This is a genomic window from Paraburkholderia sp. EG287B (assembly GCF_040965595.1).
In the GTDB taxonomy this organism is placed as follows: Bacteria; Pseudomonadota; Gammaproteobacteria; order Burkholderiales; family Burkholderiaceae; genus Paraburkholderia.
Genome location: NZ_JBFRCG010000020.1, coordinates 1 through 24,570, shown reverse-complemented (window position 1 = coordinate 24,570; position 24,570 = coordinate 1). Strand labels below are relative to the sequence as shown.

General features: G+C 64.4%; 22 protein-coding genes. 12 read left to right on the top strand and 10 right to left on the bottom strand.

Annotated features, from left to right (window positions below):
- Positions 1-103 precede the first annotated feature (103 nt).
- From AB4Y40_RS32220 to AB4Y40_RS32210, 3 genes are all read left to right on the top strand, one after another.
- A complete protein-coding gene (locus AB4Y40_RS32220) occupies positions 104-1,105 on the top strand; it encodes a LysR substrate-binding domain-containing protein (protein WP_368691319.1) in 1,002 nt (333 codons plus the stop codon).
- Positions 1,106-1,181: 76 nt separating this feature from the next.
- A complete protein-coding gene (locus tag AB4Y40_RS32215) occupies positions 1,182-2,297 on the top strand; it encodes a GlxA family transcriptional regulator (RefSeq protein ID WP_368691318.1) in 1,116 nt (371 codons plus the stop codon).
- 236 nt (positions 2,298-2,533) lie between these two features.
- Positions 2,534-3,685, top strand: a complete 1,152-nt coding sequence (locus AB4Y40_RS32210; RefSeq protein WP_368691317.1) for a porin — start codon at positions 2,534-2,536, stop codon at positions 3,683-3,685.
- 83 nt (positions 3,686-3,768) lie between these two features.
- On the opposite strand, the gene AB4Y40_RS32205 is transcribed toward AB4Y40_RS32210, so the two are convergent.
- From AB4Y40_RS32205 to frmR, 5 genes are all read right to left on the bottom strand, one after another.
- Positions 3,769-5,001 (bottom strand): M24 family metallopeptidase, encoded by a 1,233-nt coding sequence (locus AB4Y40_RS32205; RefSeq protein WP_368691316.1) that lies wholly within the window; start codon positions 4,999-5,001, stop codon positions 3,769-3,771.
- Between the two features lie 194 nt (positions 5,002-5,195).
- Entirely contained in the window at positions 5,196-6,026 is an 831-nt protein-coding gene (gene fghA, locus AB4Y40_RS32200; protein ID WP_368691315.1) for an S-formylglutathione hydrolase, read from the bottom strand.
- Between the two features lie 7 nt (positions 6,027-6,033).
- Positions 6,034-6,609 (bottom strand): S-(hydroxymethyl)glutathione synthase, encoded by a 576-nt coding sequence (gfa, locus tag AB4Y40_RS32195; protein WP_368691314.1) that lies wholly within the window; start codon positions 6,607-6,609, stop codon positions 6,034-6,036.
- Positions 6,610-6,642: 33 nt separating this feature from the next.
- On the bottom strand, positions 6,643-7,752 hold the full coding sequence (locus AB4Y40_RS32190; protein ID WP_368691313.1) for an S-(hydroxymethyl)glutathione dehydrogenase/class III alcohol dehydrogenase: 1,110 nt from the start codon (positions 7,750-7,752) through the stop codon (positions 6,643-6,645).
- A 57-nt stretch (positions 7,753-7,809) separates the two neighbouring features.
- Positions 7,810-8,082, bottom strand: coding sequence for a formaldehyde-responsive transcriptional repressor FrmR (frmR, locus tag AB4Y40_RS32185; RefSeq protein WP_028203886.1), 273 nt, complete (start codon positions 8,080-8,082; stop codon positions 7,810-7,812).
- A 166-nt stretch (positions 8,083-8,248) separates the two neighbouring features.
- Between frmR and AB4Y40_RS32180 the strand changes: the two genes are divergently transcribed.
- From AB4Y40_RS32180 to AB4Y40_RS32165, 4 genes are all read left to right on the top strand, one after another.
- Positions 8,249-11,656 carry an adenylate/guanylate cyclase domain-containing protein gene (locus tag AB4Y40_RS32180; RefSeq protein ID WP_368691312.1) on the top strand — a complete coding sequence of 1,136 codons (3,408 nt, stop codon included), beginning with the start codon at positions 8,249-8,251 and terminating at the stop codon, positions 11,654-11,656.
- 48 nt (positions 11,657-11,704) lie between these two features.
- Positions 11,705-12,766 carry a patatin-like phospholipase family protein gene (locus AB4Y40_RS32175; protein WP_368691311.1) on the top strand — a complete coding sequence of 354 codons (1,062 nt, stop codon included), beginning with the start codon at positions 11,705-11,707 and terminating at the stop codon, positions 12,764-12,766.
- A 28-nt stretch (positions 12,767-12,794) separates the two neighbouring features.
- Complete coding sequence (locus tag AB4Y40_RS32170) at positions 12,795-13,418, top strand: hypothetical protein (RefSeq protein ID WP_368691310.1); 624 nt, start codon at positions 12,795-12,797, stop codon at positions 13,416-13,418.
- Between the two features lie 173 nt (positions 13,419-13,591).
- Positions 13,592-13,888, top strand: a complete 297-nt coding sequence (locus tag AB4Y40_RS32165) for a hypothetical protein (RefSeq protein ID WP_368691309.1) — start codon at positions 13,592-13,594, stop codon at positions 13,886-13,888.
- Here AB4Y40_RS32165 and AB4Y40_RS32160 read toward each other — a convergent pair whose 3' ends face one another.
- Together AB4Y40_RS32160 and AB4Y40_RS32155 are read right to left on the bottom strand one after the other, a co-directional pair.
- Positions 13,889-15,751, bottom strand: a complete 1,863-nt coding sequence (locus tag AB4Y40_RS32160; protein WP_368691308.1) for a PAS domain S-box protein — start codon at positions 15,749-15,751, stop codon at positions 13,889-13,891.
- Positions 15,751-16,743, bottom strand: a complete 993-nt coding sequence (locus AB4Y40_RS32155) for an ABC transporter substrate-binding protein (protein WP_368691307.1) — start codon at positions 16,741-16,743, stop codon at positions 15,751-15,753. Before AB4Y40_RS32155 ends, AB4Y40_RS32160 begins: the two co-directional genes overlap by 1 nt.
- 417 nt (positions 16,744-17,160) lie before the next feature.
- Here AB4Y40_RS32155 and AB4Y40_RS32150 point away from each other — a divergent pair, with 417 nt between their 5' ends.
- From AB4Y40_RS32150 to AB4Y40_RS32130, 5 genes are all read left to right on the top strand, one after another.
- Positions 17,161-17,493: a hypothetical protein gene (locus AB4Y40_RS32150; RefSeq protein ID WP_368691306.1), complete on the top strand. Its 333-nt coding sequence runs from the start codon at positions 17,161-17,163 to the stop codon at positions 17,491-17,493.
- 112 nt (positions 17,494-17,605) lie between these two features.
- Positions 17,606-19,117 carry an ATP-binding protein gene (locus AB4Y40_RS32145; protein WP_368691417.1) on the top strand — a complete coding sequence of 504 codons (1,512 nt, stop codon included), beginning with the start codon at positions 17,606-17,608 and terminating at the stop codon, positions 19,115-19,117.
- Positions 19,092-19,724, top strand: a complete 633-nt coding sequence (locus tag AB4Y40_RS32140; RefSeq protein WP_368691305.1) for a response regulator — start codon at positions 19,092-19,094, stop codon at positions 19,722-19,724. Before AB4Y40_RS32145 ends, AB4Y40_RS32140 begins: the two co-directional genes overlap by 26 nt.
- A gap of 169 nt (positions 19,725-19,893) precedes the next feature.
- A complete protein-coding gene (locus AB4Y40_RS32135) occupies positions 19,894-20,112 on the top strand; it encodes a hypothetical protein (protein WP_368691304.1) in 219 nt (72 codons plus the stop codon).
- 30 nt (positions 20,113-20,142) lie between these two features.
- The gene (locus tag AB4Y40_RS32130; RefSeq protein WP_028203895.1) at positions 20,143-20,355 is read left to right on the top strand and encodes a hypothetical protein; all 213 of its coding nucleotides are present in this window, start codon (positions 20,143-20,145) and stop codon (positions 20,353-20,355) included.
- Positions 20,356-20,385: 30 nt separating this feature from the next.
- On the opposite strand, the gene AB4Y40_RS32125 is transcribed toward AB4Y40_RS32130, so the two are convergent.
- From AB4Y40_RS32125 to AB4Y40_RS32115, 3 genes are all read right to left on the bottom strand, one after another.
- A complete protein-coding gene (locus AB4Y40_RS32125; protein ID WP_368691303.1) occupies positions 20,386-20,688 on the bottom strand; it encodes a hypothetical protein in 303 nt (100 codons plus the stop codon).
- A gap of 283 nt (positions 20,689-20,971) precedes the next feature.
- Positions 20,972-23,269 carry a sigma 54-interacting transcriptional regulator gene (locus AB4Y40_RS32120; protein WP_368691302.1) on the bottom strand — a complete coding sequence of 766 codons (2,298 nt, stop codon included), beginning with the start codon at positions 23,267-23,269 and terminating at the stop codon, positions 20,972-20,974.
- A gap of 141 nt (positions 23,270-23,410) precedes the next feature.
- The coding region (locus AB4Y40_RS32115; RefSeq protein ID WP_368691301.1) for a helix-turn-helix domain-containing protein at positions 23,411-24,570 on the bottom strand (1,160 nt) is incomplete at its 5' end.

The window sequence follows — 24,570 nt, the reverse complement described above, 5'->3', positions numbered from 1 at the left end:
CCACCGGGCAAACGGACTCGCACACTATTCTCATCCGAATCCCTTTCTGGTTCGTGGCGCGCCTGATCGCGTCATGCGAGCACCCGTTTAAAGAGCGCAAGCCATGTTAAAGAAGCAGCTATTCGCAGACAGACTCCTCGCGCAGATGCCGTCGCTCCGTGCACTCCGTTGCTTCGTGACGGCAGCGAGATACGAGAGCTTCACCCAGGCGGCTGAGGTGCTCTGCGTCACGCAGGCCGCAATCAGCAGACAAATCAAGGAGCTCGAAGACTCGCTCGATGTCGCGCTGTTCGAGCGCACCGGCCGGCATATCGCGCTGACCGATGCTGGACGCATTCTCTATAACGCGTCGTATCTCTCGATCATGAATATCGCCGAAGCGGCGGAGGCGGTGCGGCGCACGGATCGGCACGCATTGACCATTTGCGTCTCGCATACGTTCTCGGCCCTGTGGTTGTCGCAGCGCCTGCCGGCGTTTCGCGCGCGCTTTCCGGATATCCGGCTGCATGTGATGGTCACGGAGCACTTCATGGAGCTGGACGAACTCATGGAGCCCGACATCATCATCACGAAGAATCCGCCGCGCGAGCCGGAATACGAGGTCGAGCCGCTGTTTCATGATGTCGTTTATCCGGTTTGCAGCCCGACGTTTTACGACCGGTATTTTCGCGGCAGGAAACTCAAACCGCTCGACCTGCTTTCCGAACCCACCTTGAATCTCTCGTTGCTCGGGCGTGCGCAGGTGTGCGAACACGTGGATTGGCGCGTGTGGCGCAACTGGTTCCAGCAGGGCGACGGCACGGACATGCTGGCCGAAAACCGCAACCTCGAGAGCAACGACTACCGACTCCTCGTCGCGCAGGCGGAAGCCGGAGAAGGGACGCTGCTGGGCTGGCATCATCTGCTCCATCTTCAGGTCGAGCAGGGACGCCTGATACGGCCTGTTCCGGATGCGCTTGTGTTTAGAGACCGCTACCACTATCTGATCACGCACCGGAATGCGCGGCCTCGCACCGAGTATCTGCAGTTTCGGAACTGGCTCAGCGAAGAGGCCGGTGCGATGATGCGCGACTGGCTCGACGCCGGCGTTGCAGTCACCGGCTAACGGTTACAGCCTGATCAACGGGCAACGGATTTCGACCGTTTCGATTGTTTGGAATGCATTGATAGAGGCGGTCTTCATGGTTCACCACGCGATTGACAGCGAAGGCACGGCCGCGAGGCGGCTGCGTTTCGGGATCGTGCTATTGCCCAACTTCACGTTGACCGCGTTCTCCGGCTTCGTCGACCTGCTCAGGCTCGCGAGCGACGAAGGCGACATGAGCCGCCCGGTACGGTGCTCGTGGACCCTCGTCGGCGAAAATCTCGTTCCGGTTCGCGCCAGCTGCGGCATCCAGATCACCCCGTGGACGACCTTCGATGAGGCCGAGGCGTTCGACTATGTCGTGATCGTCGGCGGACTGCTGCATTCGGGACCGCCGGCCAGCGACGCCACGCTTTCCTTCATTCGCGCGATGGCCGAAACGCCGGCCACGCTCGTGGGGCTCTGCACGGGGGCCTTCGCACTCGCAAGGGCCGGCGTGATGAGCGGCTATCGCATTTGCGTGAGCTGGTTCCACTACTGGGATTTCGTCGAGCGATTTCCGCATGTCGATGAGCGTGACCTCGTTGCCGACCGGCTCTTCGTGATCGACAGAAGGCGCATTACGTGTTCCGGCGGCCGTGCGTCGATCGACGTTGCCGCCGCGATTCTGCTGCGCCACGTCGAGGCCACGATCGTGCGCAAGGCGCTGCGCATTCTGCTCGTGGACGATGCGCAGAAGGGCAACGCGCCGCAACCGCATCCGCCAGGGCTCGAGCCGGCCACGCATCCCAAGGTCAGGCGCGCAATCTTGCTGATGGAGCAACACGTTGGCCAGCCGCTGAGTCTGCCCGACCTGGCGCATCGGCTCGATGTTTCGGTTCGACAACTCGAGCGCCTGTTCACGACGGAAACCGGCAAATCGCCGGGCGCGTACGCGAGGCAGATTCGCATACGCATGGCGTCGTGGCTGTTGACGAGTTCGGACCGCACGGTTGCGGATATCGCTTCGTCCTGCGGCTTCTCCGATGCCTCGCATCTCGGCCGCGAGTTCCGCAAGGAGTTTGGCGAGTCGCCCAACGAATATCGCACGACGCGCCTGCCGAATGCCCATGAGGCGCTGCTGGGGACGCCGGAGCCGGATACGCCGTTGCCTGTCGAATATGTCGACGCACCGGCCCGGGAACTACGAGGCGAATCGAATCGATTGCGGTAGAGGTGCTGGAAGGTCGCATAATCTAAAGTCATCAGACGAGGAAAATAATCACGTTGACAGCCTGCAGTGTTGCTCCAATACTCCGCGCACCGCTTCCTCGCCGGGCCATAGATTGATAACAAGAAAAGGAGACATTCATCGACCAAAATACTTAGGTTAACTACGCATTTAATCAATCAGAAGATTTACATACGACCATTCGTGATCGAATGGAAAACCAGGTTTGGAGAACTTCGATGAAAGGACGCAATATAATCGCGGCATCGATATTGGCGGCATTTGCCGCTCCCGCGATGGCTCAAAGCTCGGTGACGCTCTATGGCGTGATCGACGAAGGCTTCGACTTCACCAACAACGTACGCGGCAGCAAGGTGTACGAGTTGCAGAGCGGCTATGTTCAAGGCAGCCGCTGGGGTTTGAAAGGCGCGGAGGATCTCGGCGGTGGGTTGAAGGCCGTGTTCCAGCTTGAAAACGGCTTCAACGTCAATAACGGAAAGCTCGGGCAGGGCGGCTTGATGTTTGGCCGGCAGGCCTACGTGGGCGTAGCGAGCGACACGTACGGTACGGTCACGCTGGGGCGTCAGTACGACTCGCTGGTCGATTTTCTCGCACAGACGACGGCGAACGGAAGCTGGGCCGGCTACCTCTTCTCGCACCCTTACGACAACGACAATACGGACAACACGTTCCGCGTCAACAACACGGCGAAGTATACGAGCCCGTCGCTCGCCGGCTTCCAGTTCGGCGGCACGTATAGCTTCAGCAACGACACGAATTTCGCCAACAACCGGCAGTACAGCGTCGGCGCCCAGTACACGAACGGTTCGCTTTTGATCGCGGCGTCGTATCTGCAGGCCAACAACCCGTCTTCGACGGCCACTGGCGCGATCAACAACGGCGGCGACGAAAACTTTCTGGCGCAACGCCTGCGCATCTTCGGCGCGGGGATCAACTATACGATCGGCTCGGCAACGCTGGGCTTTGCGTACACGAACACCGACGTCACGCAACCGGTCAGCAACGGCTATGTTGGCGCGATCACGCCTCCCGCCGGATCGACTCTGTCGTCGCTGCGCTTCCAGAACTTCGAGGTGAACGGTAAATATCAGTTCACCCCGGCCTTCTTCGTGGGTGCGATGTACACCTATACGCGTGCGGATTTCAATGCGACCACCGGCAAGCTGCATCCGAACTATCAGACCATCGGTTTGATGGCGGACTACAATCTGTCGAAGCGCACGGATCTCTATCTGCAGGGCGCGTATCAGCACGTTGGCGGCGACAAGACCCAGACGGTGCTCGACGTCGCCTATGTGCCGGGCGCGGCCGACGTTTCCTCGAACTCGAATCAGCTCGTGATTCGCGCTGCAATCCGTCACAAGTTCTGATCAGCCGCGTTATCGCGGACGGCGTGCTGGCGGGCACGCCGTAACGAGCGCGAGGTGCGGCACTGCATGCCGCACGTCGCGGGTCACAGCCAATCGCTCTCGAAGGCGCAACCGGTCAAGGAGGCGCAGCCGTTTTCGGTGAGCACGACTTGCTGCTCGAGCTTGACGCCCTGCGTACCGCCTTCTGCGCCGATATAGCTTTCGACGCACACCGTCATGCCCACTTCGAAGCGGCCGTCGTAGCCCGCGCTGTCCCAATCGACCTGGTGGGCAATCGAGGGATATTCGTCCACCATGCCGATGCCGTGAGCCAGGCAGCAGTAACGGTTCTTGACGAACGGCTCCGGAATCTTCCACGCCTTTTCCGAGAACTCGCGAAACGTCATGCCCGGCCGCAGAAGGTCCATATTGAAATGGACCTGTGCATACGCATACTCGTAGAGCTTGCGCTGCTCGTCCGAAGGGCGGCCGTCACCAACGAGCCACGTGCGGGAGATGTCCGAACAGTAGCCGTTCGGTCCCACCATATCCGTGTCGAAGGCGAGGAGGTCGCCTTTCTGTAGCACGCGCGAGGAACATTCGTGCATCCACGGGTTCGTGCGGTCCCCGGAGGCGAGCAGCCGGGTCTCGATCCACTCGCCGCCGTGGCGGATATTCTCGTAATGGAGATTCGCCCACAGGTCGTTCTCGGTCATTCCAGGGCGAAGCTCGCGTTTCATGCGCTCGATGCCCATTTCGCAGGTGCGCAGCGATTCGCCAATCAACACGAGTTCACCGGACGACTTGATCAAACGGGCCGTCTCCATCAGGGCTTGTCCGTCGAGTAGCGAGATGCCGTGCTTTTCCAGGCAGGCTGCGCCGAAAGGATCGAGCCGGTCGACTGCGAGCACAGTTTCACCGGGTGCGTGCTGGCCCAATACGTCGACGATCTCGGCGCCCCACGCCTGCGCGCGGCGCTCCGCCTCATGGCCCGCGTTGAAGAACGTCCAGCCGAGCGCGCCGCGCAATTCGACATCGAGGTCCAGGCCGTTCCAGACGTGTTCGCTGCTGTGAAATTCCCAGGCGACGACGCGACCGTCCGCGAAGACCATGACGTAGCGCGCGGGATTGCGGCCGGCCCATACCTGCATGTTGGACGTGTCGGTCGCGTAGCGAATGTTCACCGGGTCGTAGAGCAGGATCGCGGGCACGTTGTGCTTGCGCAATTGCTCCTGCACGCGCGCGAGCCGCCAGGCCCGGACGTCGCTCAGAATCGCGTCTTTGCTGGTCGGCTCGATCGTGCTGCGTGCCGCATCGAAAAGCGGGGCGCTCGTCATCCTCATTCTCCTGGCATGGCTTTTATGTGTTGCCGTTGAGTATTGGAGGATGGGGAGTACAGCGTCAATGCGCTTTATTTTCCCGGTCGCATGACTTTGGGTTATGCGTAGACGCGGCCTCGGCGCCTCGCCCATGAACGACACCAGAAAACGCGCCCGTGCGCCGAAACCAGCGAACGGGCGCGCGGCGCGTTTCAAGCCAGCGCTTTGGCGTGAAAGGCCATATGCTCGCCGATAAAGCTGGCGATGAAGTAATAGCTGTGGTCGTAGCCTTCGCGCACGTTGAGCGTTAGCGCTTGTCCCGCCTTGGCGCAGGCCGCCTGCAGCAAGTCCGGCCGTAGCTGGGTATTGAGGAATTCGTCGCCGCCGCCTTGTTCGACGAGTAGCAGCAGGCGTTCGCTCGCGCTGCCGACCAGCTCTACGGCGTCATACTGCTTCCACGCCTCGCGATCGTCGCCGAGGTAGGCGGTGAGCGCCTTCTCGCCCCACGGCACCTGGCTCGGCGCGACGATCGGCGAGAACGCGGAGACGCTGCGATAGCGGCCCGGATTGCGCAGCGCAACGACCAGCGCGCCGTGCCCGCCCATCGAATGCCCGCTGATCGAGCGCGCTTCGCTCGCGGCAAACCCGGCCTCGACGACGGCGGGCAACTCGGAGACCACGTAGTCGTACATGCGGAAATGCTTCGCCCACGGTTCCCGCGTGGCGTTCACGTAGAAGCCCGCGCCCTGGCCGAGATCGTAGTCGGGCGAATCGGGCACATCGCTGCCACGCGGACTGGTGTCCGGCGCGACGACGATGATCCCGTGCTCCGCCGCGTAGCGTTGCACGCCCGCCTTGGTGATGAAATTCTGCTCGGTGCAGGTCAGGCCCGAAAGCCAGTACAGCACGGGGCATTTCTGCCCGCGCAGCGCGGCCTCGGGCAGATAGATGCCAAACCTCATGTCGCCGCCAACGGTGGAAGAGGCGTGCTTCCAGACCTCCTGGCTGCCGCCGTGGCTGACGTGTCGTTCAATGCGCTCCATAAGCGTTTCAGGCCTCCCGGTAAGTGCCTTTGGCCTTGGCGGCCTGGGTGGAGAGAAGGTCCATGAGCGCGGGGCTCAGGCAGTCGTACGGCTCGAGGCCCTTGTCGCGCAGCGTCTGGCGCACATCGGCCATGGCCGCAGGCGGCGTGCCGCTCTCGATGATCGAGGAAACGAAGGCCGCGAAGCCGGGGCCGTCCCAGCCCGCGTCTTTCGACAACTCGGTGTGGATGAAATCGAGACCGTAGAACGCGTGATCCTTCTTCTCGATGCGGCCATACAGGTGCGTACCGCAGGCCGTGCAGGCGTGACGCAGGATCGTGGCTTTGTCGTCCACGACCTTCAGCTTTTCACCGTGCGCCGCGACCGTCACCTTGTCGCGCGGCACGACGCCCACGACGGAGAACAGCGCGCCCGCGGGCTTCCAGCACTGGGTGCATCCGCAGGCGTGGTTGAACAGCACCTGCGAGTCGATGCGCACCTCGACGGGATCTTGCGCGCACTGGCAGCGCAGCGTGCCGCCCGCGAAGTTTTCGGCGCCTTTCTGGATGCCGCGGTCAACCGTGGGGTGAATGGCTGAGGCCATGGTCTCTCTCCTTCGTTCTGTGTCAGTTCAGTGTCAGTAGTGAACGACGCTGCGGATCGATTTGCCCTCGTGCATCAGGTCGAAGGCATCGTTGATGCCCGTGAGCGGCATCGTGTGGGTGACGAACGGCGCGAGCTGGATCTTGCCCTCCATCGCATCTTCGACCATGCCCGGCAATTGCGAGCGGCCCTTCACGCCGCCGAAGGCCGTGCCGAGCCAGCGGCGGCCGGTCACGAGCTGGAACGGGCGCGTGGAGATTTCCTGCCCCGCGCCGGCCACGCCGATGACGACCGACTGGCCCCAGCCGCGGTGCGCGCATTCGAGCGCCGCACGCATCACGTTGACGTTGCCGATACATTCGAAGCTGTGGTCCACGCCCCAGCCCGTCATGTCGACGATCACCTGCTGAATGGGCTTCTCGTGGTCTTTGGGGTTCACGCAGTCGGTGGCGCCAAAGGCGCGCGCCAGATCGAACTTGCCCGGATTGGTGTCGATGGCGATGATGCGGCCGGCCTTGGCGAGCTTCGCGCCCTGGATCACGGCGAGGCCGATGCCGCCCAGGCCGAATACGGCGACGGTATCGCCTTCCTGCACCTTGGCGGTGTTCTTCACCGCGCCCAGACCCGTGGTCACGCCGCAGCCGAGCAGGCACACCTGCTCGGGGTTGGCTTGCGGGTTGATCTTCGCGAGCGAGACTTCGGCCACCACGGTGTACTCGCTGAAGGTGGAGCAGCCCATGTAGTGATAGAGGGGCTGACCGTTGTAGCTGAAGCGGCTCGTGCCGTCGGGCATCACGCCCTTGCCCTGAGTCGCGCGCACGGACACGCACAGATTGGTCTTGCCGCTCTTGCAGAACAGACACTCGCCACATTCGGCGGTGTAGAGCGGGATCACGTGATCGCCGGGCTTCACGCTGGTCACGCCTTCGCCCACTTCCACGACGATCCCGGCGCCCTCGTGGCCGAGCACGACGGGGAAGAGGCCTTCGGGGTCGTCGCCGGAGAGCGTGAAGGCATCGGTATGACAAACGCCGGTATGCGTGATCTTGACCAGCACCTCGCCCTTGCGGGGTGGTTCGACGTCGATCTCGACGATCTCGAGGGGCTTGCCCGGCGCAAACGCAACTGCAGCACGCGATTTCATAGTAGTCCTGTAAAGAAGGGGGTTCGGCCAGATCGGCGCGGCAAATCCCGCGGTGAGCTAGCGTAAATAGGTTCGAACGAGGGTCACGACATCGTCGATCGATCCCGGGGACTCCGCTGATCCCGCAAGGTGGGTGAATTCTTCGCGCAGGTGGCTTTCGAGCACACCGGCCATCACGCCGTTGATCGCGCCGCGAATCGCCGCCAGTTGCTGGAGCACCGGCGCGCAGTCCGCGCCTTCCTCCAGCGCGCGCTCGAGCGCGTCCAGCTGGCCGCGAACCTTGCGCACGCGTGTCAGCACGCGCTTCTTTTCTTCGGGGGAATGAGGCATGACGGCATCGATTGAGGATACTGTGGGGCAGTATAGGTGAATACTGGCAGGGAGTATACGTTTGCATCGATGTTGCCCACGCGATGCCAGATGAATATCGGGCTGTTGCCTCAGGGCACGCGGCGCATAATGAGCCCATGTTGGTCCCTGGCCGCGACGAGGTGGTATGCGCTGCACAAACTGCGGATTCGAGAATCTCAACCAGGCCAGATTCTGCGAAGCATGCGGGACCCCGCTCACGCGCACGTGTCCGCGTTGCGGGCACGAGGCCGCCGCCGCCGCCCGATTCTGCAACGAGTGCGGGGCGCCACTCGGCGCGGCGCCGGAGTCGGCGCGATCTACGGCGGAAGCGCCGCCCGCGCCGATTCATTACACCCCCCATCACCTCGCCGAGCGTATCCGTGCCGAGCACGTCGCCATGGAGGCGAGAGGCGAGACCGCGGGCGAGCGCAAGACCGTCACGGCGCTGTTCGCGGACATGGCCGGCTCGACGGCCGTGATCCACGGCCTCGACCCGGAAGAGGCCCACCACCTGATCGAACCCGTCGTCGCATTGATGATGGAAGCCGTCCACTATTACGAGGGCTATGTCGCCAAATCGCTGGGCGACGGCATCCTCGCACTGTTTGGCGCGCCGATCGCTCACGAAGACCATCCGCAACGCGCGCTGTTCGCGGCCTTGCGGATGCAGCAGGCCATGCGCCGGCATGGCGACCGCATCCGGCTGGAGAAAGGCATTCCGCTGCAGATCCGCGTGGGCGTGCACACCGGCGAGGTCGTCGTGCGCTCGATCCGTACCGACGATCTGCACACCGATTACGACCCGGTTGGCCACACGATCCACATTGCGTCGCGCATGGAGAGCATCGCCACGCCCACGTCGATCCTGGTGAGCGAATCGACTCACAAGCTCGCCGAAGGCTACTTCGAGTTCAAGGCGCTGGGGGCAGCTCAGGTCAAGGGCGTGCCCGAGCCGCTGCCCGTGTACGAGGTGCTGGGCCCGGGCGCGCTGCGCACGCGGCTGCAACTGGCTGCACATCGCGGCCTCGCGCGCTTCGTCGGACGCGAGGCGGAAATGGCGCACCTGAATCAGGCGCTGGAAACGGTGCGGGCGGGGCGGGGACAGGTCGTCGGCGTGGTCGGCGAAGCCGGTGTCGGGAAGTCGCGGCTCTTTCATGAATTCAAGGAGCGTTCCCGGCGCGGGTGTCTGGTGCTGGAAACGTTTTCGGTCTCGCACGGCAAGGCGTTCGCCAATCTGCCGCTGATCGAGCTTCTGAAGAGCTATTTTCAGATCACCGCGCGCGACGATGAGCGGCGTTGCCGCGAGAAAGTCGTCGGCAAGGTGTTGACGCTCGAGCGCAGTTTCGAGGACCTCGTGCCTTACCTGCTGTATCTGCTCGGCACGGGGGAATCGGCTCCGGCGCTGGCGGACATGGACCCGAAGATTCGCCGCGACCGGACCTTCGACGCCATCACGCAGCTTCTCACGCGCGAGAGCCAGAGCCAGCCCGTCGAGTTGCTGTTCGAAGACCTGCAATGGCTGGACCGTGAGACCGAGGCGTTCCTCGTCTATCTCGTCGAGCGCGTGCCGGCCACCCGCATCCTGCTGCTCGTGAACTTCCGGCCGGAGTACCGGCCGGCATGGGATTGCAGCGAGCTGCGGCTCGAAGCGCTCGGGCCGGGAGAAGCCCAGGGACTCCTGACGGTCCTGCTCGGCGACGATGCCTCGCTCCTGCCCCTCAAGCAGCGCATCCTCGAAAAGACCGAGGGCAATCCGTTCTTCATGGAGGAAGTGGTGCAGACGCTCGCGGAGGAGCGCTCGCTGCTCGGCGAGCCGGGGCGCTACCGGATCGAGCGGACACCGGCCGCGCTGCACATTCCGACCACGGTGCAGGGCGTGCTCGCCGCGCGTATCGACCGGCTTCCGCTCGCGCAGAAGGAGCTGCTGCAAACGCTCGCCGTGATCGGCAAGGACTTTCCGTTCAGCCTGATGCAGCGTATTTGCGGCGGACAGCTCGCGCGCACCGACGACGATCTGCGCGGGCTGCTCGCGCACCTCGAAGCCTCGGAGTTCATTTACGAGCGGCCGGCTTACCCGGAGGTCGAGTACTCGTTCAAGCACGCGCTGACGCAGGAGGTGGCGGGTCATTCGCTGCTCACGGAACGTCGCAGCGCGTTGCACGAGCGCACCGCGAAGGCGATCGAGGCGCTGTTTCCCACGCGTATCGCGGACTACTGCAGCGAACTGGCGCATCACTACAGCCTGAGCGGCAACATTCCGAAGGCGGTGGAATATCTGCATCGCGCGGGGCAGCAGGCGCTCAGGCATGCGGCCGACCCCGACGCGATGCATCACCTCGGCGCCGCCCTCGGTTTGCTCGAGCGACTGCCCGATACGCCCGCGCGCGCGTCCCACGAGCTGACCTTGCTGCTGGCGTTGGGGCCGGCTCTGATGAACGTGCGCGGCTATGGCGCGCCCGAGGTCGCGGCGACCTACACGCGCGCACGGCAGCTGGGCGAGCAGCTCGGCGAGACGCCGCAGCTCTTTGCGGCGCTGCTCGGGTTGAGAATCCATAACATGACGCGCGCGAATTACGCGGTGGCGCGCGAACTGGGCGAGCGCATGCTGCGCATGGCGGAGCATGCCGGCGATCTCGACTGGCTGCTGGAGGCCCACGGCGCGCTCGGCGCGTGCCTCTTCCTGCAGGGCGAACTGGACGCGGCCGCTGCGCACCTGGAACAGGCGCTCGCCCTCTACGATCCCGAGCGCCATCAGGCCCATGTGTTCGCGCATGGCGTGGATCCCGGCAGCCGGGCGTTGAATTTCCTGGCCTTGATCCGTTGGCTGCAGGGCTATCCCGATCAGGCGCACGCGCGCAGCATGGAGGCGCTTGCGCTCGCGCGCAAGCTCGCCTACGGGCCGACGCTCGCATTCACGCTCGCTTATGTGGCCGAGTTGCATCAGTTTCGGCGCGAGGCGCCGCTGGTGCGGGAACGCGCCGAAGCGGCCCTCGCCGTCGCGAACGAACACGGCTTGCCGTACTGGCTCGCGTGGGGAAGCATTTTGTCGGGCTGGGCGCGCATCGAACCGGGCAGCCTGCAGGAAGGCATCGTCCAGTTGCGCGAAGGCTTGCACGCCGAACAGTCCGCCGGCGGCGAGGAACACCGCTCGTACTTTCTGGGCTTGCTGGCCGACTGCCAGGGCAGAGCCGGCGACGTGGAAGGCGGCCTGCGCACGCTGAAGCAAGCCATGGCGATCGTGGACGCAACCGGCGAGCGTTTCTACGAGGCCGAATTGCATCGGCTCGAGGGGACCATGCTGCAAGGTGCGTCGAGCGAAGAGGCGCAAGCGTGCTTTCTCGAGGCGATTGCCGTGGCCCGCGCGCAGGGCGCGAGGTCGCTGGCGCTGCGCGCGGCGTCGAGTCTGGCCCGGCTCTGGCAGCGCGCAGGCCGGGCAGACGAGGCGAGGCAGGTGCTGTCCGAAGTCCTCGACACGTTCACGGAGGGTTTCGACACCGCCGACCTGCGCGAAGCGAAGGCATTGCTGGATGCGCTCGTCTCGAGCGATGCGTGAGCGATCGATGACGTACGTGGATGAGCGTACCGCCCGAGGAGGCGACTCATGGCAACGAAGCGAACAAGAAGCCAGAAAAGCGATCACGACGCCGCGGCGCCCAGGCAGATCGCGCTCGCATTGCAGGGCGGCGGGATGCACGGCGCGTTCACATGGGGCGTGCTCGACCGCCTGCTCGAAGACGAAAGGCTCGCGATCGAAGGCGTGAGCGCAACGAGTGCCGGCGCGATGAATGGCGCGGTGCTCGCGTACGGACTGTTGCAGGGGGGCGTGGGCGGAGCGCGCCAGGCGCTGCACGACTTCTGGGAAGCGGTGGCCGAGTCGGCCGAGCGCCACAATCCGCTGCGCTGGGTGCCGTGGCTGAAGGGCTCGCACAGCTTCGGGCTCGATCATTCGCCGCTCTATGCGGTGGCCGACATCATGCTGCGCGTGTTCTCGCCCTATCAGTTCAATCCGGGCAACGTGAACCCGCTGCGCCAGGTGCTCGAAAGCCAGGTCGACTTCGCCGCGCTGCGCAAGGCGTGCCCCATTCTGCTGTACCTGTGCGCGACCAACGTGGAGACGGGCAAGATTCGCCTCTTCAGCGGTGAGGACATCTGCGCGGACGCCGTGCTCGCCTCCGCATGTGTGCCGACGCTGTTCCATGCCGTCACGATCGCAGGTGAGCACTACTGGGACGGCGGCTATATGGGCAACCCGGCCATCTATCCGCTGATCTATCACTGCCAGACGCGCGACGTGGTGATCGTCCATATCAACCCGCTCGTGCGTCCCGGCGTGCCGGTCACGGCGGCGGAGATTCTGAATCGCATCAACGAGATCAGTTTCAATTCGTCGCTCATGCGCGAAATGCGCGCGATTGCGTTCGTCACCGAGTTGATCCAGCAAGGCAAGCTCGCTCGCGACGAGATGAAGGAAATGCTGATTCATTCGATCCGCTCCGACGCCGCGATGTGCGCGCTCAGCGTATCGAGCAAGTACAACGCGGATTGGGATTTCTTGTGCGAACTGCGCGACAACGGCCGCAAGGAAGCAGATGCCTGGCTCGCGCAGCACTACGCGGATATCGGTCAGCGCTCGACCATCGACATTCGCGAGGAATTTCTCTGAGCATCGCGCAGCGCGCAAAGGAGCAGGGGTGAACCACACGCAGGGACGCTTCGTCGAGCTATGGTCGCGCAGCGGGGGCGCGCGCGCCGACGCCGTCTACGCCGATCTCGCGCGTCATTATGGCGAGCCGGGGCGGCACTACCACACGCTGCGCCACGTGCGCCGCTGCCTGCGCGATTTCGATCGGGCGCGCGGGGCCATTGCGCATGGCGATCTCGTGGAGCTTGCGCTGTGGTGCCACGACGTGATCTATGTGCCGGGCGCCCAGGACAACGAGGAGCGCAGCGCGCAGTGGCTGCGGCGCTGCGCGGACGATCGTATCGCGGCTTGCGAGCGCATTTGCGAAGCGATACTCGCGACCCGGCATACGCGCGCGCCGGATGAGCTGGATGCGCGCTTCGCGTGCGACATCGATCTCGCCTCGCTCGGCGCGCCGCGCCGCCAGTTTCAGGACAACGGCCTGCGCCTGAGAGCCGAACGCCCGGACCTGGACGACCACGCGTACGCCATGCACGAGCGGCGGTTGCTGGAAGCCCTGCTTGCGCGGCCGCGCATCTACCTGACCGATTACTTTCATTCGCATTGCGAGGCGGCGGCACGCGCCAATCTCGCGTGGCGGCTCGCGCAGCCGACGCCGGGCGCCGGAACATGAGGCCGGGCGTGCAAATCAGGATTTCCTGACGCTAAATTCAGCAAACCCGCGCGCCAGGTTACGGCTTAATCGCATGTAGCCGTGTGGTACCCGTGCCGTTATTCCGGTCATGATGCAGGCGAGCGAGAGAGGCGAATGCGTACCCACCTTATGAACCCGGAGCACGCGTGATCATGACGAATAGCAAAGACGTGCTGGACGTGCTCAAGTCACAAGTGGCGGAAACGACCATCAAGATTTCGCATCTCGCGGCGAGGTCGCTCGTCATGCAGAAGTTCATCGAGTTGGCGTTGCCGAAACTGACGCCGGCGCAATGCGGCGAGATCCATGGGTCGCTCAGGCAAGTGCTGGAAGACGTCATGTCGGTCATGGACGACGTCACGCTGCCTGGCGCCTACCACGCCGCGTTTCTCGACAAGACCAACGAGATGCTGCGTGCGCTCGAACAGCGCCAGGCGGATGACGCATGACTAGCGGAGTTCGTTGTCGGCGGGCAGAGCCCGATGGACGCTTTCCGTCGTCTCGTTGAAGACGATGCGCACCGTCGATCCCGGGCCGTCCCGGCTTCCGATATGAAACTGCGCGCCGATCATCCGTGCGCGTTCCTGCATGCCCTGCAGTCCATACGAATTGCCGCGGATCGCTCTCGCCACGTCGAATCCGTTGCCGTCGTCATGGACCTCGAGTTCGAAATGGTTATGGATGCAGCGCAGGACGACCTCCGCATGCGAGGCCTGCGCGTGCCGGCTGATGTTGGTGAGCGCCTCCTGGACGATGCGAAACACGGCCGTCGCGCGGTCGTCGCTCAATGACGGTTCGCGGCCTTCGAGACGGAACGTGCAGACCGTTGCGTTGTGCCGGGTGAAGTCCTGAACCAGCCATTCGAGCGCCGAAAGAAGGCCGAAATTGAGCGCGGCCGGCCGCAGGTGGCTCGCGACGTTGCGTACGATGTCGATGGTGCGTTCAGCCAGGCCGCCGATATCGCCGACCTTTTGTTGCCACTCGGCGCCCTGGCTCAGCGCGAGCTTGAGCAGGGACACATTGATCTTGATCGCGGTGAGCAACTGGCCCAGTTCGTCGTGGATCGTCATGGCGATCTGGCGCCGTTCTTCTTCGCGGATCGATTCCTGGTGGGACGAAAGCTGGCGCAACTGTTCGCGTGAATGGCGAAGCAGCTGCTCGGTTCGCGTGCGCTCGCGCACTTCCTCCTCGAGCTGATCGCGATGGCGCGTGAGGATCTCCATCGCCTGCTTGCGGCCCGAAATATCGGTCAACTGTCCTTCGAGGCATTGGGGGCCCGCGCCGTCGTAGCGTATACCGCGGGCGTTGAGCTGACACCAGACCGCGCTGCCGTCGGCGCGAGTCAGTTCGATTTCCAGCCCTGCGATCTTGCCGGTCAGTTGCAGCATCGCGAAGAGTTGGGCCGTTTTCCCGCTGGAAAACGGCTGTGGCTTGGCATGAACTGCGCTCGCGTCGTCGCCTGGCGCCGTCATCATGCCCCGAACGTCGCGGTAGCCGAGCAACTGGGCCATCGCGGGATTGGCGTCGCAGAGCTTGCCGTGGCGATCGAGAACGAAGAATCCTTCGAGCGAATTCTCGATGATGCTCCGGTACTTGCGCTCGCTCTCCCTGAGCGATGCCGTCGAGTCGCGCAGCCGCTCCGCCATCACGTTGACGCGCTCGGCGAGCCGGCCCAGCTCGACGCTGGATTCGATGGCGCAGCGGCTGTCCAGATCGCCTGACGCGATGCGGTCGACCATTTTCTCCAGGCGCCGGATCGGCTCGCGCACGAGGTGTTTGATGAGCAGAAAGGTCGTGACGTACACCACGGCGAGCACGAGCGCGAGGGTTCCCAGCACGGCCGCGCGTGCGGCCTCGAAACCGCGGTCGGCGGCGGCCCTCGTCAGGACCACGCGGACCTCGCCGATCTTTTCAGGCGGCGCGTTGCCGGGTGGCGTGAATTCTATCGGCCGCACGCGGACCACGCGCGCCTGCGGGTCGGGCAGCGGCGCGTTGCTCGCGTCGGCGAGCACACCATAGCTGGTCGCGGTCACGGTGAAGCTCACTACCTCCGGATTCGGTTTGAGCACATTCAGTTGCCGCGCGATCGCGTCGCGATCGACATTCCAGAGCGGCTGCGCGAGCGACTGGCTGAGGAGATCGGCAATGCGGTTCGCACGTTCGTCGAGTTCCGCGATCCGACTTTCGCGCGCGTGCTCGAGCAGGAAGAAAGCCGACGTGCCCGCCACCAGCGTACAGAGCACCAGCAGCGAGAGCATGAGCTGCGCGTGCAGGCTGCGTGGGAAGCGCGCACGCAAAAAGGTTTGCAGCATCACGCGGCCTTTGAGGCGGAATTGAGCAGGGTGTCGAGATCGAACGTGTAGGCGCCGGCATGCCGGCTTTGCACGCGCGAGAAGCCGCTGAAGTCGGGGGAGGTGCGGCCTTGAAAGGCAATCTCGGCGTAACGCCTGGCGTCGCTGCTGTCGAGCACCTTCAGGTAGTCGAGCCGCTGACGCGGTCCGCCCACTTGCGCAAAGTCCGCGCCGTAATGGTAGTCGTGAATGAGGACCATCGCGCAGGCGCCGATGAACTGGTCGCCGGCAACGATCGCGGCCAGCTCGCCGCGAATGACCGAAGCCACGGCTTCGGGCAGCGCCCCGAGCCCGCCGACGATGGTGGACAGATGCCGTTCCTGCACCGCACTCAGTGCGCCAAGCGTCATCGTATCGTTGGCAGCCCAAAGGATATTGGCGTCCGGATAGCGCGAGAGCAGCACGCGCGCCTTGTCGCGGCCGTCGGAAAAGCTCCAGTCGCCGTAGACGAGCTGGTCGATGCGGTCCTGCGGCCGGCGCGCCAGCGCGGCCTGCACGCCCGCCGCGCGCTCCGCCGAAACCGGCGTGGCCGGGTCGCCCGTAATGCCGATCACGCGGGCGGGCCCGCTGCCGTTCAAACGGATCAGGTAATCCATGAGCCGGAAGCTGCCGCGCCCGGCATCGGCGGTGACGGTGCCGATCCAGTTCGCGATCCGGTCGCGCTCGTTGCCGGTCTGGGCGCGCTGGGCTTCGGTCAGATCGTTGTGGATCAACAGCACTTTGGCGGGCGAGCGCGCCAGCGTTTGCAGCATCTGGGGCGCGGCCATCTTTTCGTTGACGATCGCCACATAGTCGGGCGGCGCCGCACGCGCCGCCACGGCTTCGGCCTGGCGCAGCATCAGCAGATGATCGCGCTCCGCGTAAAGCACTTCCAGCTGCATGCCGAAGCGTCTGGCAGTCGCGGCCATGAAGCGCGAGACGAGTTGCCAGTGCTGGCCCGTATCGTGTTCCACGCTTTCGCCGGGATTTAAAAATACGACGCTTGCTGGCGGGCGGCTGACCGGCAACGCCATGGTCGCCCGCATCGTTATCAGGCTCGCGCCTATACCGACGCATTGCGCGATCATCTGTCTTCTGTTCATACGAAATCAGCGGATGCCGTGCGCGGCATTGTGTGGAACCGAAGGGGCAGTCGCGCGCAGCATAACGCGATGTAATCTCGCCGACAATCCGCTTTACTTCGGGCTAGGCGGGCAATGCGCGGCAGACCTTCAGGGGCGCGATTGCGGGTCGAAGCCCGCCGTTCAGGATTCCCTGACACGAAATTCAGGATTCCCCTTTACCGTTTGCAGTCGAAGACGACTGCACGCGAAGATTGGCGGGCTCATCATGACGTCAGCAAAATTTCGAAGCTGCAGAGGCGACGCGCGATGATTTCCGAGTGGGGCGACCGTAAGGCGCGCGTGCAGGACGTGAACTCGATCTGCATGCGCCTGTTCGAAACGTGGTGCGAATCCCGCAATCTCACGCCGCTGGCTTATCTGATGCATTGCTGGCCGCTGCCGGACAGCCGCGCGGGCACGATCCGGCGCTTGCAGGAAAGCATGAAAGACTTGCGCCGCAATCATGCCGACAAACTCGATCTGTACGCGTTGCGGGCACTTGGCGAACTCGCACGCAGTCTCGACGAACTGATCGACCGTGCGGAAATTTCCGCGAGGCATTCGTGCGCAACGTCGGGCACCTGGAGCATGGAGGGCTAACGGGGCGCGGAATCCGTCTTACCTGCATACGTGATAAAGGGTTGCCGAAGGGCCATGGCTTTGGCGACGAGGACAAAACAAAGTAACCAGGGCCGGAGCAACCGTGGGCAAGATGATTGACTCGCAGGCCGCGACAACGAACGCCTGCACGATACTGGTCGCAGGCGGTACGCCGAACGAGACCCGTTTGATCGCCGACCACCTCGTATGGGAGGGCTTCGAGGTGCTCGCCGCGAACAGCGGCCTCGAGGTCCTGGAGCGTTCGTGCGTGTCCCAGCCCGAACTGATTCTGCTCGATTCGGAGGCCGTGAACGTCTGCGCCCTGGCTACCTGCCGCAGCCTGAAGTCGGACGCGCGCACGCGCGATATTCCCGTGGTGCTCATGATGCCGGCAGGCCATCATCGAAACCTGGCCGATGGCCTCAGCGCCGGCGCAGCCGACCATGTGCGCAAGCCCGTGCAGGTCGAGGAGCTGATGGCCAGGGTCCGCACGCACCTCGCGCTGCGCTCGGCCCACCGGCAACTCGCCCTGCAGCAGCGCGGCCTCAATGCGTGCGAGACGCGTTTTCGCGCGATCGTCGAATCGGGCCCGGTGGCCATGGGCATCACCTCGATGCCCGACGGCGATCTGCTCTATGCCAACGCGCGGTTTCGCGAACTCCTTCGCCTCGATGAAGCGGCGTGCGCGAACGTCAATATCGTCGACTTCTACGTCGATCCGCTGGAGCGCGAAAGACTCGTGCGCTGTCTCGCGGCGCAAGGCAGCTTCGGCGACGCGGAGGTGAAACTGCGCCGGCCGGACGGCACGCAGTTCTGGGCCATGGCGACGGCACGGCTGTCGAACTACGACGGCGCACCGGCCATTTACGTGGGCCTGCACGATATTTCCGGCCGCAAGCGCGTGGAAGACGAACTCGTGCGCTCGCGCGAGCAGCAGCGGGCCTTGTCGGCCTATCTGGAGGGGATCCGCGAAGACGAGCGCAAGCGCAGCGCGCTGGAGATACAGGACGAACTGGGCCAGTTGCTGACTGCGCTGAAAATGGATGTCTCGCTGTTGCGGATGCGGCTCACCGACGACCCCGAGGCCGTCGGCCGGGCCGACGACATGCGCGAGCTGGTCGAAGGCACGATCTGGATGGTCCGCAACGTGGCGAGCCACCTGCGGCCCGCTGCGCTCAACTTCGGCCTCGTGTCGGCGCTCGAATGGCTGACCAGTCAATGGAGCCGGCACAACGCCATCCCGTGCGAGCTGCACATGGCAAGCGCCGAGCCCGCCTTGTCGGACATGCAGGCCACGGCGCTGTTCCGGATCGTCGAGGCGGCGCTGACGAACGTCGCGCGCCACGCGGCGGCGCAGCGCGTCGAGGTCACGCTCACTGCGGAGCCCGGCTCGCTCGACTTGCGTGTGCGCGACGACGGCCGCGGCTTCGACGTGGCCGCCGCGTATGCCAGGTACGCTTACGGTCTGCTTGGCATGGCAGAGCGCGCGAGGCTGATTGGTGGTACGTTGAGCATCGACAGTCAGCCCTGCAAGGACCTGACCATCGGCATTGCGTCGGGCACCACGATTTCGATCCACGTTCCGCTTGAAGACCCCCATGATCAGAATACTCATCGCCGATGACCATGCCATCGTGCGTGGCGGACTCAAGCAGATCCTCGCGACGACGGCCGACATGGTCGTGACGGCGGAGGCCGGGCAAGGTTCGGAGGTGATCGAAAAGCTGAGGACCTGCGAAGTCGACCTCCTGCTGCTGGACATGACGATGCCGGGCATCAGCGGCGTCGATCTGATCCGCCGCGTGCGCGCCGAGGAACCCGCGTTGCCGGTGCTCGTGCTCAGCATCCACAACGAAGCCCAGGTGGCGTCGCGCGCGCTGCGCGCCGGCGCGACAGGCTATGTGACGAAGGACAGCGATCCCGAAGTGCTGCTGGCCGCGATTCGCAAGCTCGCGGACGGCGGGCGCTTCATCGACCCGAAACTCGTCGACGCCATGGTGTTCGAGAAGCATTCGGGCGACGTGCCCCCGCACGAGGTGCTCTCGGACCGCGAGTTCCAGGTGCTGCAGATGCTCGCGTCGGGCAAGAGCATCAACGATATCGCCGATGCGTGCGCGCTCAGCGCCAAGACGATCAGCACGCACAAGATGCGGCTGATGCAAAAGCTCGGGCTCGCCAATAACGCGGAGGTGATCCGCTATGCGATCCGGCATGGCCTGGTCGGCGAGTGACGCTCGGCCACGCGCGGCGAGAAGGAAATCCTGACAAGCGAACCAGACGATCCCGAGGGAACTATCTACCCGTCCCGATGGCGGCCGGTTTAACGGCTGTCTACGATGATTTCACCTAAAGCGTGGGGGGGCGGCGATGGCGGTGCGGCAGTCGTTAGGGGCAGCGGTCGTGAAGTGGCTGAATCCCACCAGCAGGCAGACAGTGCGGGTCGTGACGGTGCATCGTGCGCCGTCGGGGCGGATCGCGAGCGTGTTCATCGAGGCGCAGACAGCGGACGGACCGCGCGCGCTGTTTTTCTTCCGCCATCCTGACCGGGGATGGCAAGTGTTTCCCCCCGAAATCCTGCGTCCTTCGATGGGCGCAGCACGTGTCGCGACAAGAATATAGCGGCAGACAGGCCGCGAGCGGAGATTGCGCATGGAAGAGATCGCGCCAGACGAATTGCCGTCCCCCTATGAAACGAAGCTGCGCGAGTGGATGAGCCGGTGGTACGACCACGCCATTGCGCAAGGGCTCGTGCGTCCGCCGTTTTTGCTCGACGACGCCAAGGCCGAGCGCCTCGAAGGCTATTTCGCCGCCGGACTGACGCCATCGGAAGGTGCGCAGGCCTTCTTCGGACCGGCGCACTGACCGGCGCCTTCGTCACGGGGTGTCGCGCGCTCATGCGGCCTCGAGCTGGTCCAGCAGGTGCCGAAGCCGCCGGGACTGGGCGGGCATGATCTCCGGCGTGGACGCAATGCGCTGGACGCGATCGAGCCAGTAGTGCCGGCCGAACACGGCGATGTTGCCGTCGAAGCCAATGGCGATTTCGAGGTGCGTGATGGCGCCGTCGAGATTTTTCGCCGTGTATGGGCTGACGGCCTGTGCCCCGGTTTTCGCGTCCTCGCGTGTGGTCGCACGCTTTGCATTTGGACTGGCGGACTCCGTACGCTGCGGTGTTTCCCGTTCAATTGCAACTATCATTATTTCGCCTTGCCGTCGAATATATTCGCCATCCACGCGTATTGCGTATTGCGCTGGTGCATCGCGACCCCGTCGTGATTTCGATGCGCGTGTTGGCTTTTCTGGTCCCGAATGTTCGACAGTGAGCAACCATCGTGCCAGTGCTGCGAGACCCCGGCGGTGACGGGTTACGGCAGCGCGTGAGAGGGCGGCGCAGGACGATTTCGACCGCGGAAATCGCCGGGAGTGGACGATTTCGTCCAGTCCCCGGCGTGGCGGATTTGGCGTGGTGAAGTGGCGCGACTCAACGGCTTGCGGCCGGTCCCGAAGCTTCGTGGCGCAGTTCGGCCAGCAACGCGATAGCGTCCGCGATGCGGCGGGTTGAATCGGCCACTTGATCCCGCAACGCGCGGGCGAGCGTGTCGATCGCTTCGCTCGTGCGACCCGTGGCGCGCAGGAGGTCGGCGAGATAGCGCGCGGCCTCCACGCGCGCGGGCACCGAACCGAACGCGAGCGCCGTCGAAAGGGCGGTGCGCAATCCCTGCTCGGCAGACGTCAGATCGCCGAGCGCCCACTGCGCCCGCGCGCGGGTGACCAGCAGCTCGCCAAGGTGGGCGCGCTCCTGGCGCGCGAGGGTTTCGTCGACCGCGGCGGCCAGCATCGTTTCGCATTGCTTCGCGCGGCCGGATCGCAGCAGCAGCTCGCCGTGCTGCCACATCTTGAAGGAATGGAACAGCGCACCGCCGTTGCAGACCATGTGGTTGTCGTAGCCGTCGAGCATGACGGCCTCGGCTTCCGCGTTCAGGCCTTGCGCGCTGAGTTCGGCGCTGCGGAAGATCTGGCCCATGCCGCGATAGAACGGGAAGCCGTTGGCGATCGACACCGACTCGAGTTCGCTCGCGAGCGGCCCGCGCCGCTGATCGTCGAAAAGGCTGGCCAGCCACGCGGCGCCCTGCAGGTTGAGCACGTGCGCCAATGCGTGCGCGCCCGGCTCGCTCGCGCGCAGGATCAGCATGTCCATCGCGCGCCGGGCCTGCCCGAACTCGCCGATCTGGTAGGCGGCCAGCCCCTCGAATGTCAATGCGAGGCTCGCCAGATCGATGCCCTGCGAACCCGTGCGCACATCGTCGCGCGTCACGCCGAGCAGACTGCCGCGCGCGAGGCAGGCGAGGGCTTCTTCGCTGTCGCCCAGCCAGTAGAGCGTGTTGGCCATGGCGACGTGCGCTTCGTCGAGCGACACGCGGTTGCCGCTGTTCTGGGCGCGCTGCAGCATCTCCTGTGCGCTCGCGCGCGCCTGCTTGAGCTGGAGCGTCGTCAACTGGGTGGTCCAGACGCCGAACTGGATCGCCGCGATTTCGCCAGGCTCGCAGATCCCTTCCCCGACTTCGAGCGCCGCCGCGTAGCAGGCCGTGGCTTCTGCGTACAGCCAGCCGCGCACGCTGCGCAGGCTCATGCCGAGCAGCCGGTAGGCGTCGAACTGGGCGCGCCGCGCGGCGGGTTCGTCGCGACTCGTCTGCAGCACGTCGAGGCAACGCCGCAAATGGGGAATGGCCTCGGCGAAGCGCGCCGCATCGATCAGCGCGTTCGCATGTTCGAGACTCTTGTGCGCTTCGCGATGGTGTTCCTCGCGCGACTTCAGGCGCCGTTCGACGGTCTTGCGACCGACGCCGAGCAAGGTCGCGGCGGCGCTCTTGTTGCCCGCGGTCCGCTCCAGCGCGCGGTCGATGAGGAGGTCTTCGGCGGCGGCGAGTTTGTCGCGTCCCTCGAGTTGCAGCAGCATGTCCGCGAGCGCTGCGCGCGAAACCGCTCCGGCTGATTCGCTGAGCAGAAACGGCTCGAGCGTGTCTTCCTCGATCAGCGGCTTTTCGGCAAGCACGCTCAACTGGCTGACCAGGTTGCGCAACTGGCGGATGTGGCCCGGCCACGCATGCCGGCCGAGGCGCCGCAGCGCAGCCGGTGAAAACTCGATGCGGCGCTCCTGTTGCGAGGCGAAATGGGCGGCGAGCGCGGCAATGTCCTCGACGCGCTGGTCGAGCCCGGGCACGGCCAGCACGAATACCGCGAGCCGGTAGAACAGGTCCTCGCGAAACAGCCCCTTGCGCGCCAGTTCGCGCAGATCGCGGTGCGTCGAGGCGACCACGCGTCCCTCGAAACGCACGCTCGACGAGGCGCCGACCGGGCGGAACGTGCGCGTTTCCAGTGCCCGCAGGAGCTTGGGCTGCAGCGCGAGCGGCAATTCGCCGATTTCGTCGAGCAACAGCGTGCCTTTGCCGACCTGCTGCAAGAGCCCGGGACGGCTTTCGCCGGCGCCGGTGAACGCGCCTTTGACGTGCCCGAACAGTTCCGCTTCGACGAGATGCTCGGGAATCGCCCCGCAGTTGACGTCAACGAATGGTTGATCGCGGCGCAGGCTGCGCGTATGCACGCGCCGGGCGACCAGCTCCTTGCCCGAGCCGGTCGGCCCGATGATGAGCAAGGCGTGATCGGTGGGCGCGACGCGATCGATCATCCTGACCAGCTGACGAAACGCCGGCGCCTCGCCAATGAACGCGTCGTCGTCCGCTTTTTCTCCGCAAGGGGGAACGAAGGGGAAAGTACTCATTGCCTCGTGGGCTCCAGATTAACGCGTGGCATGTCTTTATGATTGTCCTGGAGTCTGCGATCGGTGACCGCGCATCGATCCCGCCCTCCGCCTTGCGGTTCGGGGGCGGACAGCGCAGGCGCAGTCTGTCCAGTAAGGTCACTAGAACCTGCAGTTTTCGAACTTGTAGCGCGAAGGGGACTTGCCGCTGTTCTCGAGAAAGAAACGCGAGAACGCGGAGGGAGAAGAAAAGCCGAGAAGATCGCTCACCGCGGCAACCGAATAATCGGCCAGCGGCAGCAACCGCCTCGCCTCCTCGAGCCGCGCATGGGACAGGATCGCCTGGAAGTTCGTCCCTTCACCCTGCAAGCGCCGGTGCAGGGTCGAGCGTGAAATGCCAAGGCGGCCGCAGACTTCTTCCATGGGGTTTGCAAATGGCAGGCCGGCATGCGCCTCACGAATCATCTTCGTCACGAAATCTTCGATTCTCGACGAAAACGAATGGCCGACAACGAAGCGTCGGATATCGGCATCGGCCTGCCCGCAGAGAATGTTTTCGGTGATCTCGTTGTACTTGCAGTACGGCAGGTCTGCCGCTCCGGTTTTCATCAGCATGCGGTTGCGGCCTTGCCTGAATTTCACCGTCGCGCCACACAGGTGCGAGAGCTGGGAGACGGGCGCAAACGATTCGCCAGTCAGCTCGATCTGGGTGGGATAGGGCTCGTCGTCGTTGTACTGTTCGGCGAGACGAATGAGCAGCAGAAAATTATAGAAAGCGCTCGATGAACTTCTGCCCGCGCCGTCCAGCACATACTCGAACTCGAACGTCTGGCCAGCCCGCTTGACCTTCACGGTATCGACGTTTCCGATCAATACCCGGTAGCGCAGAAACTGGTCAAAGGCCTTCGTCAACGTCGGGCTGTTCGTGACGATGGCCAATAACGTGCTGATAGGTGCGCGAAAGGAATAACTGGAAAAAATTTCGAGCCGCTCCGAGGCCTGGTAACCCGGCTCCAGCAGATTGAGCATGGCAATGTGCTTGTGTGCGGGGATGCGCCCGTCCGGATGGGCGAGTTCGGCCTCGGTGATGCCGGTGAGGCGCGTGAAGTCGTGCGGCGACATGCCGTGTTCGACGGCGGACTTGAGCGAGAGTTGGGCAAGGACGTTTGATACGGTCTTTTGATCGGTCGTCATGGGAGATGGTATGGACGCCTCCCTCCCGCGTCGGAACGGAGAGGCAGTAGGAACGGCGGAGCCCTCGCTGTACCCGACGGCATCAGAGTGCCAAAGTGGTGGTGTCAAAACGACCACTGAGGGTAAGG